At 60.8% G+C, this 11,824-nt stretch carries 14 protein-coding genes; 12 read left to right on the plus strand and 2 right to left on the minus strand.

Going from position 1 to position 11,824, the window contains the following annotated elements; genetic code table 11:
- Positions 1-79: 79 nt before the first annotated feature.
- A complete protein-coding gene (locus ACR3EL_RS02515) occupies positions 80-241 on the minus strand; it encodes a hypothetical protein (RefSeq protein WP_170342401.1) in 162 nt (53 codons plus the stop codon).
- Positions 242-340: 99 nt separating this feature from the next.
- Between ACR3EL_RS02515 and ACR3EL_RS02520 the strand changes: the two genes are divergently transcribed.
- From ACR3EL_RS02520 to rplA, 10 genes are all read left to right on the plus strand, one after another.
- Positions 341-1,216: a LysR family transcriptional regulator gene (locus tag ACR3EL_RS02520; protein WP_170341427.1), complete on the plus strand. Its 876-nt coding sequence runs from the start codon at positions 341-343 to the stop codon at positions 1,214-1,216.
- Positions 1,217-1,317: 101 nt separating this feature from the next.
- The gene (gene ccoG, locus ACR3EL_RS02525; RefSeq protein WP_170341430.1) at positions 1,318-2,745 is read left to right on the plus strand and encodes a cytochrome c oxidase accessory protein CcoG; all 1,428 of its coding nucleotides are present in this window, start codon (positions 1,318-1,320) and stop codon (positions 2,743-2,745) included.
- A 3-nt stretch (positions 2,746-2,748) separates the two neighbouring features.
- Entirely contained in the window at positions 2,749-3,207 is a 459-nt protein-coding gene (locus ACR3EL_RS02530; RefSeq protein WP_093964335.1) for a FixH family protein, read from the plus strand.
- A 4-nt stretch (positions 3,208-3,211) separates the two neighbouring features.
- Complete coding sequence (locus ACR3EL_RS02535) at positions 3,212-5,389, plus strand: heavy metal translocating P-type ATPase (RefSeq protein ID WP_170341431.1); 2,178 nt, start codon at positions 3,212-3,214, stop codon at positions 5,387-5,389.
- Between the two features lie 5 nt (positions 5,390-5,394).
- Positions 5,395-5,553, plus strand: coding sequence for a cbb3-type cytochrome oxidase assembly protein CcoS (gene ccoS / locus ACR3EL_RS02540; RefSeq protein ID WP_170341432.1), 159 nt, complete (start codon positions 5,395-5,397; stop codon positions 5,551-5,553).
- An 89-nt stretch (positions 5,554-5,642) separates the two neighbouring features.
- Positions 5,643-5,840: a preprotein translocase subunit SecE gene (secE, locus tag ACR3EL_RS02545; protein ID WP_170341433.1), complete on the plus strand. Its 198-nt coding sequence runs from the start codon at positions 5,643-5,645 to the stop codon at positions 5,838-5,840.
- Between the two features lie 247 nt (positions 5,841-6,087).
- A complete protein-coding gene (gene nusG, locus ACR3EL_RS02550; protein ID WP_093964422.1) occupies positions 6,088-6,621 on the plus strand; it encodes a transcription termination/antitermination protein NusG in 534 nt (177 codons plus the stop codon).
- Positions 6,622-6,842: 221 nt separating this feature from the next.
- Positions 6,843-7,670 (plus strand): DUF2189 domain-containing protein, encoded by an 828-nt coding sequence (locus ACR3EL_RS02555; protein WP_480720311.1) that lies wholly within the window; start codon positions 6,843-6,845, stop codon positions 7,668-7,670.
- A 227-nt stretch (positions 7,671-7,897) separates the two neighbouring features.
- Entirely contained in the window at positions 7,898-8,347 is a 450-nt protein-coding gene (rplK, locus tag ACR3EL_RS02560; RefSeq protein WP_093964340.1) for a 50S ribosomal protein L11, read from the plus strand.
- 1 nt (position 8,348) lies between these two features.
- Complete coding sequence (rplA, locus tag ACR3EL_RS02565; protein WP_480720315.1) at positions 8,349-9,047, plus strand: 50S ribosomal protein L1; 699 nt, start codon at positions 8,349-8,351, stop codon at positions 9,045-9,047.
- Positions 9,048-9,112: 65 nt separating this feature from the next.
- Here the strand turns inward: rplA and ACR3EL_RS02570 are convergent, their stop codons facing one another.
- A complete protein-coding gene (locus tag ACR3EL_RS02570) occupies positions 9,113-10,384 on the minus strand; it encodes a DUF2254 domain-containing protein (RefSeq protein WP_480720317.1) in 1,272 nt (423 codons plus the stop codon).
- 331 nt (positions 10,385-10,715) lie between these two features.
- Here ACR3EL_RS02570 and rplJ point away from each other — a divergent pair, with 331 nt between their 5' ends.
- Together rplJ and rplL are read left to right on the plus strand one after the other, a co-directional pair.
- Entirely contained in the window at positions 10,716-11,234 is a 519-nt protein-coding gene (gene rplJ / locus ACR3EL_RS02575; protein ID WP_093964423.1) for a 50S ribosomal protein L10, read from the plus strand.
- 79 nt (positions 11,235-11,313) lie between these two features.
- Complete coding sequence (rplL, locus tag ACR3EL_RS02580; protein ID WP_480720319.1) at positions 11,314-11,691, plus strand: 50S ribosomal protein L7/L12; 378 nt, start codon at positions 11,314-11,316, stop codon at positions 11,689-11,691.
- Positions 11,692-11,824: the final 133 nt, after the last annotated feature.

The following is an 11,824-nucleotide window of genomic DNA, read 5'->3' on the forward strand; positions in this document are numbered from 1 at the left end:
TTCCTGAACAGCCGGCACCGCATTTTCCGAAAATAGTGCCGACAATGGCCCCGGTCCAGCGCGGGCACGCAAACTGATCCTAAAGGTTGCGCGGATCCAACTCGCGGCTCTTGCTGACCCACCAGTGTCCGGCGGGCAGCCATTTTTTCCTTTTTGGCGCATTCGGTTTGGGCGCGTCGCGCAGCTTGGGTGCGTTCAACCGCGTGGCGGTCATGAAGGAAGCAGCGTAGATGTTCAGCATGGTCTTTCTCCTGATGCGATGAACTCGGGTTCCAGCATCGGCTCTTGACCGGATATTTGCGACTCAATTACCGTGTTCATATGTAAGCACAGGTTACATATGGACTGGCTGAACCTTCCGCCACTATCGGCGCTACGGGCTTTCGCTGCATTCGCCGAGCACAGAAACATCGTCAAGGCTGGCGATGCGTTGAATGTAAGTCATGCCGCCATAAGCCAGCAGTTGCGCGCGCTTGAGGCGCATATGGGCGTGACCCTGTTGGACCGGTCGGGCAAGACTCTGGTCCTGACGTCGGATGGCGAACACTTGGCCCGCAGCGTTCAGCTGGGGTTTGGCGCCATCCATGCGGCGGTCTCGGACCTGGTGCACGCGGGAGAGGATCGGCCGGTACACGTTTCGCTGACCTCCTTATTTGCAGCTTCATGGCTGATGCCGCGGCTGCCGATTTTCCGGTCGGATCACCCGGGGATCGATCTGACCTTGGATCCGTCACCGGAACTGGTCGATCTGCGCCCCGGCGGGGTGGATGTCGCGATTCGATACGGGGCAGGCGGTTGGCCGGGCGTCCGGTCCGAGATGTTGTTGAAAACCCCGATGGTCATCGTTGCCGCGCCCAGTCTCTTAGGGTCCAGATCCGAGTGGTCCCCGGCTGATCTGGCCCGTTTGCCGTGGCTGGAAGAGGTGGGCACGACCGAAGCCAGCACATGGCTGGCACAACATGGGGCGGCCATGGACCCAGGCGCCGGACGGACCAGTCTGCCGGGCAACCTGGTCCTTGAGGGCGTTCGCGCGGGGCAGGGGGTCACGGTGACGGTGCGACATTTCGTCGAACGTGATATCGTGGCCGGAAGACTCGTTGAACTTCATGTCGCACCTGACGCCCGAGGCTACCACATCGTGACCGCGCAAACGCCGCAGAGAAAGGCGGTGAAGACGTTCGTCGGGTGGCTGAAACGCCAAGCGAACCAGGTGTGACAAAAGGTGTCTGCGCGATGCGCTTTTGACCCATGTCAAAGTTGTCCGGTGTATGATCTGGAACAAGTCGCCCGACAAACAGCAAGATCCGGAGCCATGCCGTGAGCGATCACACCCCAGCCCCCAGCCTTTACGCCGCAAGGGAACCGATCTTTCCACGGCGCGTTTCCGGCAAGTTTCGGAACCTCAAATGGATCATAATGGCCGTCACGCTTGGCATCTATTATGTGACGCCGTGGATCCGGTGGGATCGGGGGCCCAGCCTTCCGGATCAGGCGGTGCTGCTGGATCTTGCGAACCGCCGCTTTTACTTCTTCTGGATCGAGATCTGGCCACACGAATTCTATTTTGTAGCCGGTCTGCTGATCATGGCCGGCTTGGGCCTGTTCCTGTTTACGTCGGCCTTGGGCCGAGTGTGGTGCGGCTATGCCTGCCCACAGACGGTTTGGACCGACCTTTTCATTCTGGTCGAGCGCTGGATCGAGGGCGATCGAAACGCCCGCCTGCGCCTGCATCGTCAGAAGAAGCTGGATTTCCGCAAGGTTCGCCTGCGATTGACCAAATGGGTGGTCTGGTTCCTGATCGGTCTGGCGACCGGCGGGGCCTGGGTGTTCTATTTCGCGGATGCGCCGACCCTTGCGCGGGACCTTGTGACCGGCAACGCTCATCCGGTCGCCTATACCACCATGCTGGTTCTGACCGGCACGACCTTTTTCTTCGGTGGGTTCGCGCGCGAGCAGATCTGCATCTATGCCTGTCCGTGGCCGCGAATTCAGGCGGCGATGATGGACGAGGACACGCTGGTGGTTGGCTACCGAGAGTGGCGGGGCGAGCCGCGCGGCAAGGGCAAACGGACGGCCGACTCTGAACTGGGCGACTGCATCGACTGCATGGCCTGCGTCAATGTCTGCCCGGTCGGGATCGACATCCGTGATGGCCAACAGCTGGAGTGCATAACCTGCGCGCTGTGCATCGATGCCTGCGACGACATGATGGCCAAGATCGGCAAGCCGCGCGGTCTGATCGACTATATGGCGCTCAGCGACGAAACGCGTGAACGCGCGGGCCACCCCCCAAAAAATGTGTGGAAGCACATCCTGCGGCCCCGGACAATCATGTATACCGCGCTTTGGTCGTTGGTGGGTTTTGGCCTGCTGTTTGCGCTGTTCATCCGGTCGGATATCGATCTGACGGTGGCGCCAGTGCGCAATCCGACATTCGTGACCATGTCCGACGGTTCGATCCGCAACACCTACGACGTGCGGTTGCGAAACAAACATGGCGAAGACCGCCTGTTCAAACTGTCTCTGGTCGGTGACCCAAGCCTGCAGGTTCAGATTGAAGGAACGGAACTGGATACGGTAAACGTAACTGCGGACACGGCACAGTTGACCCGGGTCTACATCGTCGCCGCGAAAGACACAGCGCCCGCAATGGCTGAAACGACACCGGTCCGGATCTGGGTCGAAGACCTGCAAAGCGGCGAGCGCGCCTACAAGGACACCACGTTCAACGGGCGGGGGAACTGAATAATGGCCGAGCGCAAATTCACCGGAAAGCACGCTCTTGCGGTTTTTGTCGGGGCCTTCGGGGTCATCATCGCAGTTAATCTGGTGCTGGCCTACAAGGCAGTCGCGACATTCCCCGGGCTCGAGGTCAAGAACTCCTACGTTGCCAGTCAGGAGTTCAATGAAAAGCTGAAGGAGCAGCAGTCTCTGGGCTGGGATGCAGAGGTGGAAACCAAGGGCGGCCTGCTGATCCTTCGCATCACGGATGCGCAAGGCGTGCCTGTGCGGGTGGCCGAACTGCAGGCCGTGGTCGGCCGCGCAACTCATATGCGCGAGGATTTTTCGCCGGACTTCACCTTTGACGGTGTGGCGTATTCCACCCCGGCGACGCTTGGAAAAGGCAACTGGAATGTCCGTATTGTCGCGCGCGATGCGGACGGCGCGGAATTCAGTCGGCGCATTCCGTTGTACATCAAGGGTTAGGCCGATGTCGTCGCAGGTGACATCCGGGACCGCGGCCTGTCCGGGCTGCATCGCGGCTCCGGCGGAACCGGCCAGGCCGGTACCGGTCGACGTTCAGATCGCGCTGTCACTGCCGGGCATTCATTGCTCGGCCTGTATTGCCAATGTCGAACGTGCGTTGAACGCGCACCCCGGCGTACAGGACGCGCGGGTCAACCTGACGCTCAAGCGCGCTCTGATCAAGGCAGGCCCCGAGGTTCGGGCAACGGACCTGATCCCGGTCCTCGATCGGGCCGGGTACGAGGCGCATGAGCTGGATCCCGGTGCCCTGTCAGCCACGCAATCAGACAAGGCCGGACGAGACCTTTTGATGCGGCTCGCGGTCGCCGGCTTTGCATCGATGAACGTGATGCTGCTGTCAGTGTCCGTCTGGTCCGGCGCCACTGACGCGACGCGCGACATGTTTCACTGGATATCGGCGGCCATCGCCCTCCCGGCCATTGCGTTCTCGGCCCAACCGTTTTTTGCCAACGCGTGGAGCGCGCTGCGTGTTCGCCGCCTGAACATGGACGTGCCGATCGTTCTGGCAATCCTGCTGGCCTTGGTCACTTCGCTTTGGGAAACGGCGCTGAGCGGTGAGCACGCCTATTTCGATGCGGCTTTGACGCTGACGTTCTTTCTGCTGGCGGGGCGCTATCTGGATTACCGCACCCGTGCCGCGGCCCGGTCCGCCGCGGAAGAGCTGACAGCCCTCGAGGTGCCGCGCGCCATCCGTCTTGTTGACGGGGCCGAACGCGAGGTCGCCGTTGCCGAACTGGCCGTCGGTGACCTGATCCTGGTGCGACCAGGGGGGCGGATGCCGGTGGACGGCAAGATCGTGACCGGTGAATCCGAGTTGGACCGGTCTTTGCTGACCGGTGAAACCCTGCCGGTATTTGCCCAGCCAGGCACGCAAGTCAGCGCGGGTGAGGTCAACCTGACCGGGCCGCTGATCATTCAGGCAACGGCGGTGGGCGAAGAGACTTCGCTGCACCGCATGGCAGATCTTGTGGCCATCGCGGAATCCGGGCGGTCGCGCTATACGTCCTTGGCGGACAAGGCGGCCAAGCTGTATGCCCCCGGGGTTCATATCCTGTCCGCACTCAGTTTCGTTGGCTGGTACATCTATTCTGGCGATCTGCGCACAGCGCTGAACATCGCCGCCGCTGTGCTGATCATCACCTGCCCCTGTGCGTTGGGGTTGGCGGTTCCTGCGGTCACCACCGCGGCCTCGGGGCGGCTGTTCCGCAAGGGGATGCTGATCAAGGACGCCACGGCGTTGGAGCGGTTGGCCGAGGTCGACACCGTGGTGTTCGACAAGACCGGAACGCTCACATCAGGCGCGCCTCAACTGGTCAACGGTGGCAAACACACAGGCCGTGAGATCGAGATCGCTCTGGCCTTGGCACAGGCTTCGGCGCATCCGCTGGCGGTCGCCCTGACCCGGGCCACTCGGGACGAGGGGTATACCCCGGCCGAGGTTGAAAACGTCACCGAGATTCCCGGTCACGGGACCGAGGGCCAGTTTCAGGGGCAACTCGTGCGGCTGGGCCGAGCCGAATGGGTGGGCGCGACGGAAGGTGATTACACCGCGGCCTGGTTGGCGGTGGGGGACGATCGCCCGGTCGAGTTCCGCTTTGCCGACTCTTTGCGCCCCGGCGCCGCCGACGCGGTCGCGGCTTTGCGTGATGCGGGCAAGGACGTCATCCTCATGTCCGGGGACACGACCAACGCCGTGAAAGCTCTGGCCGAGAAGCTGGGGATCGAGACCTGGATCGCGCGGGCACTGCCGCAGGACAAGGCGCGACACATTCAGAAGCTGGCAGACCAAGGCCGCCGGGTTTTGATGGTCGGTGACGGGTTGAACGACACAGCCGCGCTGGCGGCGGCCCATGCCTCGATCTCTCCGGCTTCGGCACTGGATGCGGCCCGTGTGGCTTCGGACATCGTTCTGCTGGGCAATGACCTGTCGCCGATCGCCGATGCCTGCCATACTGCTGTCCGGGCGACGCAGCGCATCCGCGAGAATTTTCAGATTGCGACGATCTACAATGTCATCGCGGTGCCTTTGGCCGTTGCCGGCCTTGCGACGCCCTTGATCGCGGCCTTGGCGATGTCCACATCGTCGATTACCGTATCCCTGAACGCTCTGCGCCTGAGGTGATCCTTATGGAAGTTCTGGCCTATTTGATACCGATTTCGCTGCTGTTGGGCGGTGTTGGGCTGGTGGCATTCATCTATACGGTCCGCAGCAACCAATATGACGACCCCGAAGGCGATGCCCGACGGATTCTGAGCGACGAGTGGGATGATCGCCCCAAGTCCTGACCGGGTGCAATCGTGATGCCGACGGCCCTTGAAATTGCCGCAATGCCCGGCTATGTCCGGCCCATCCGCTAGCAGAGAGACCAAGCCTAATGGCCACCACAAACCCGATCCAGTTCATTCAGCAAGTCCGTTCCGAAGTTGCAAAGGTCGTCTGGCCGACGCGGCGCGAGGTTCTGCTGACCACGGTCATGGTGTTCATCATGGCGGCTCTGACTGCCGTGTTCTTTGCTCTGGTGGATCTGGGCATTCGCGGCGGTCTGCAACTGATCCTGGGTATGTTCAGCTAAAGCCGACTGCCGGGTCCCGTCGGATCGCGCCGAGACGCGCCCGCTTCGGGCGCCCGACCGGCACTGCCCCCTTGCACAGCAGGCAATGTCAGAGTAGTTGACGCGGGACCTTTCGGGATGGGCGTGCGGCGATTCGGACTGCGCGCCGCTTTTTATTCCGGAACACGCGGCCGGGCCGCGACGAAATTTCAATTCAGGTGCTTCCGCCCGACGCGGCGCGCCAAAGGCAAACAAGGACGACAGGTTCATGGCGAAACGGTGGTACTCGGTCAGCGTTCTTTCGAATTTCGAAAAGAAGATCGCAGAGCAGATCCGCACGTCGGTGGCCGAGCACGGCCTTGAGGACGAGATCGACGAGGTTCTGGTTCCCACCGAAGAGGTGATCGAGGTGCGCCGGGGCAAGAAGGTCACGACTGAACGCCGTTTCATGCCCGGCTACGTACTGGTGCACATGGAAATGTCGGATCAGGGCTATCACCTGATCAACTCGATCAACCGGGTCACCGGTTTCCTGGGTCCGCAGGGCCGCCCGATGCCGATGCGCGACGCCGAGGTGAACCAGATCCTCAACCGTGTTCAGGAAGGCGAGGAAGCACCCAAGCTGATGATCAGCTTCGAGGTTGGCGAGAAGGTCAAAGTCAACGACGGCCCGTTCGAGGATTTCGACGGTATGGTCGAGGGCGTGGACGACGAGAACCAGAAGCTGAAGGTTACCGTCTCGATCTTCGGGCGCGAAACTCCGGTCGAGCTGGACTTTACGCAGGTCACCAAGCAGAGCTGATTTTTCTTTCAGGAACTGACTTTGCAGGAATCGAACGCGCCGCTGTAACAGGCGGCGCAACTGTTTCAGGTGGTTGCCGGTAAGGTTTCGCCACAGCCTTGGCCGCTTGCCCTAACTCCTTGCCTGATGCACACTTATACTTGGTACAGGCATGACCGTTGCGCAGCCGGGCTCATGGGCCAGAGGATTTGCGCGCAGTGATGCTTTGGGAGGACTCTGTCATGACATCCAAGGCTGCAGGCCCCGCGCCACCCGACAGGCCGACCCCGCCTCAGCGGACGATGCCTGTGGTCAACACGGTCACCGCCGCCGACATCACCGACTCGCTGAAGGCCGGGTTTTCCGACTTCCTGGCGCGTCCCATAATGAGCGGATTTTTCGGACTGTTCTATGCCGTTTTCGGGTTTCTGCTGGTCTGGAGTTTGGTCTGGCTTGGCAAGATTTGGATGATCATTCCTGCCGTCGTGGGATTTCCGCTGGTCGCCCCTTTCGCCGCTGCAGGCCTCTATGAGATGTCGCGTCGACTTCAGGCCGGAGAGGATTTTGGCTGGTCGGAAATACTGACGGTCATGGCCAATCAGCGTAAGCGGGAAATGGGCTGGATGGCCTTCGTTACGCTGTTCGTTTTCTGGGTATGGATCTACCAGGTTCGGCTTTGGTTGGCGATCATCCTGCAGAATGCCTCGTTTTCGGATTTCGATGGGTTCCTGAACACCGTGTTCTTTACCCCCCAAGGCTGGGCTTTCCTGGCTGTTGGCACCTGCGTCGGTGCGTTTCTGTCCGCCGTACTGTTTTCGGTGACTGTTGTTGCCATGCCCTTGCTGCTGGATCGCGACACCGATTTCGTAACGGCCATGCTTACATCGCTCCGCGTTGTCGCCGAAAGCCCTGTGGTCATGCTTGGCTGGGCGGCCATCATCTCGGTCACGATGCTGTTGTCGCTGGTGCCGGCGTTTCTGGGGCTTGTCTTTACGTTGCCGATCCTTGGGCATACCACTTGGCATCTCTACCAGCGCGCCGTGCAGCCGGAGGCGACTGCTGACCCATAGCGAGGGCCCTTGAATGCCGACGAACGCCGTTGAGACCGCGGCTTCGCCAGCCATTCGGTTTTCAGTGGCATGCCCTTGCCAACCCATTCGTTCCCCTGTAAACGCCGCCCCTATCGTCTTCGGGCGAGATTCTCTCGTGGGAGATCGCAGGGATCGCGATTCCGGATCGGACCACGCAACATAAAACCGGATGGGACGCGTCCCATTCACGTTGAAAGGAAAACCAAATGGCCAAGAAGCTTGCTGGTACGATGAAGCTGCAGGTTCCTGCAGGTCAGGCGAACCCGTCGCCGCCAGTTGGTCCGGCGCTGGGTCAGCGCGGCATCAACATCATGGAATTCTGCAAGGCGTTCAACGCCAAGACCGCAGACATGGAGCCCGGCGCTCCGTGCCCGACCGTGATCACCTACTATCAGGACAAGTCCTTCACCATGGACATCAAGACGCCGCCCGCGTCTTACTACCTGAAGAAGGCGGCCGGTCTGAAGCCGGTCGGCAAGCGCAACCGCCCCCGTGGCGCGGAGAACCCCGGCCGTGAGACCGTGGCAACCGTGACCACCAAGCAGGTGCGCGAGATCGCCGAAGCCAAAATGAAGGATCTCAACGCCAACGACGTCGAAGGCGCAATGAAGATCATCCTGGGCTCGGCCCGTTCCATGGGCATCGAGGTGAAGTAAGATGGCAAAACTCGGTAAACGTACCCGCGCAGCGCGCGAAGCCGTCGCCGGCAAGGAAAACCTGTCGGTCGAAGAGGCAGTTGCACTGGTCAAGGCCAACGCAACGTCGAAGTTTGACGAAACCATCGAAATCGCCATGAACCTGGGCGTCGACACCCGTCACGCAGACCAGATGGTGCGCGGTGTCGTCGGTCTGCCGAACGGCACCGGCAAGGACATGCGCGTTGCTGTCTTCGCGCGCGGCCCCAAGGCTGACGAGGCGAAAGAAGCCGGTGCGGACATCGTCGGCGCCGAGGACCTGATGGACAGCATCCAGGCCGGCAACATCGACTTTGACCGTTGCATCGCAACCCCGGACATGATGCCGATCGTCGGTCGTCTGGGTAAGGTTCTGGGCCCCCGCAACCTGATGCCGAACCCCAAGGTCGGCACCGTGACCATGGACGTGAAAGCGGCTGTGGAAGCAGCCAAGGGCGGTGAAGTTCAGTTCAAAGCGGAAAAAGGTGGTGTCGTACACGCAGGCGTTGGCAAGGCGTCGTTCGACGAAGCCAAGCTGGCGGAAAACGTCCGCGCCTTCATCTCGGCCGTTGCCAAGGCGAAGCCGTCGGGCGCCAAGGGCACCTATATGAAGAAAATCGCGCTGAGCTCGACCATGGGCCCCGGCGTGACCGTGGATGTGGCGCAAGCTTCGGGCGAATAAGCTGACACTTTCTTTCGGAAATTCGAACCCCGGGCGGTCATGCTGCCCGGGGTTTTCCTTTGCTCTCAGATAGCAGGTTCGACTGTGACCTGATTGGGTATTTCGCGCACGCGTGCCTTGTCGGCCTCCAGCCTGAGGTCGCGCTCGGCAACGGTCAATGCCTGGTTCGCAGCCGCGTGGGCCGCGGTTGTCATTGCACCGTCTTGAGTCTGCGTCAGTCGGGTCAGCGCGCTGAGAATGGCCTCGTGGACTTCGACCTTGTCACCGGCATCCCGGGAAATGGCCGCATAAGCGTCACGCAGGAATGTGTCGATCGCGATCTCCGGGGCATGGATTCTCGGGAATTGCGGGTCGGCGGGCTGGGTGGGCCGCGAGCCAAGTGGGAGGAGAACCCGCAGCAACCTCTCGACCATCTGAATTGCAGTCATCGGGTCGTTGATACCCGGTGAGAGCGCGCGCTGCGCGATTTCGGACAGGGTTTGAATGCCAAAGCGGGGGTCTTGATTGAAGCTGCGCTCGGTCCCGATCACGAAGGCTTCCCGGATGGTTTCACCATCCATTTTCCGGGTCGCTCTGGCCAGGGGTTGGCCTTCGGTCACGAACTGCCCCGGCAGCGCCATGATCCAGATCTCGCAGTCGTTCTCTTCGGCGCAGGAATTCAGCATACCGACATCCACGTGGCGCACATTCCCTGTCGAACTGGCCCGCACGTCGTGACCGGTTTGCGGAACATCCGCGGCGGCTTGATACGGAATGGCTCCGAGGCTCGGCAGTTCCATGGCTCGGGCCATGGTGTCCCTGGCGTTCTTTTCTATCTTGCGCGCCGTCTCGGAGATGCTGCCATAGCTGGGCAATTGGTCGATCCAGAGCAAGAGCGCCAGTGTCACCAAAAAGATCACCACCAAGGTGAACGCAAGCGCAACGGCGATGGATTGCTGGGTGTAGACCCCGGTTTCGACAAGGATCAGCGATACGAGCGCGAAGATGAATGCGCCGAGAAACGTGGCCAGCACGTTTTGCGAGACACTGTCTTCTTCGATCACCTGCTGGGCGCGCGGAGAGGACTGGTTCGACGCCCATCGCTGTGCCGCGACCATGATCGACAGAGAAAAGGTCGTCACCGCCAGCATGGACGACGCCAGAATGCCGAGGATCTTTGCCACGGCCTCGGTGCTCAGCCGTTGTGCGAGAAAGTCGGGGACGAAGCCGCCGAGGTAGGTGCCAATCCCCGCGCTGACCACGGCGAGAGCGGCAATCAGGCTGGTTCGAACCCATAATTGGCGAGAAATCTGACGAAACAGGAATTGCGGCTTGGAAATGGATTTCAACTTGATCATCCGTTGATCCTGTTCGGGTTTGCGGTCATTGTCTACCGGCTTGGGGTTCGGTCAATTTACCCCTTGGAAACCCCGGCCATCTGCCCTAAAGAGGGCTGCGGAATAAAGCGTGCGATTCGTCGTGCGCTTTATTTCGTTTCGTCCAAGACGGTGGGTGGGTCCTTCCGGCCCCTTAATTCCCTGCCTGAGACGGGTAAGACCAAAGAATTTCGAGGGTCCTGACCCTCGGGCGCATTTTGGCCAATCCCGTAACAACGGACCTGAACGCCGGGGCGCAGCCCTCGGCAAATATGAGCCGGGGTGAAGCATCGCCCCTAACTTGGAGAGAACTGTGGATAGAGCCCAGAAAGAGAAAGTGGTCGAGGAACTCGGCCAAATCTTCGAAAGCTCTGGCGTCGTAGTGGTTGCTCACTACGCCGGTCTGACAGTTGCCGAGATGCAGGACCTTCGCGCACGTGCTCGTGACGCGGGCGGCTCCGTGCGTGTTGCCAAGAACAGGCTCGCCAAAATCGCCCTCGACGGTAAGCCATGTGCGAGCATTGCTGACCTGCTGACGGGTATGACTGTTCTGACCTATTCCGAGGACCCCGTGGCAGCAGCCAAGGTGGCCGAGGACTTCGCCAAGGAGAACCAGAAGTTCGAGATCCTTGGCGGTGCAATGGGCGAGAACGCTCTGGACCGGGCTGGTGTCACAGCCGTGTCGAAAATGCCGTCGCGTGAAGAGCTTATTGCTTCGATCGTGGGCTGCATCGGCGCGCCTGCTTCGAACATCGCCGGTGCAATTGGCGCACCTGCAAGCAACATCGCAAGCATCCTTTCCACCATCGAAGAGAAGGCGGAAGCTGCGTAAGCGGTTGGCACTGAATGATCTGCGTGGGGCACATGCCCTGACGTTGGAACACACACTGTAAACGGAAAGAGCTGATACAATGGCTGATCTGAAGAAACTGGCAGAAGAGATCGTTGGTCTGACCCTGCTGGAAGCACAAGAACTGAAAACCATCCTCAAGGACGATTACGGCATCGAGCCCGCAGCTGGCGGCGCCGTCATGGTCGCAGGCGCAGCTGGCGATGCCGGCGGTGCAGCTGAGGAAGAGAAAACCGAATTCGACGTCGTTCTGAAGAACGCCGGCGCTTCGAAAATCAACGTCATCAAAGAAGTTCGCGGCATCACTGGCCTGGGCCTGAAAGAAGCCAAGGAACTGGTCGAAGCCGGCGGCAAGATCAAAGAAGGCGTGGACAAGGCAGAAGCCGAAGAGATCAAGGGCAAGCTGGAAGCAGCTGGCGCCGAGGTCGAGCTGGCCTAAGCCTGTCTTTCGGTGCATCGCGGATGCGCCGTGGAATTTGGCTGGGCCCGGAGAAATCCGGGTCCAGCCGAACCTGTCTTAGAAAGGGCCTCATAGGCTGGGGCGTTTTCTAAGACGCGGTTCGCGGATCGGG

It is taken from the genome of Ruegeria sp. BJ3, assembly GCF_056535665.1.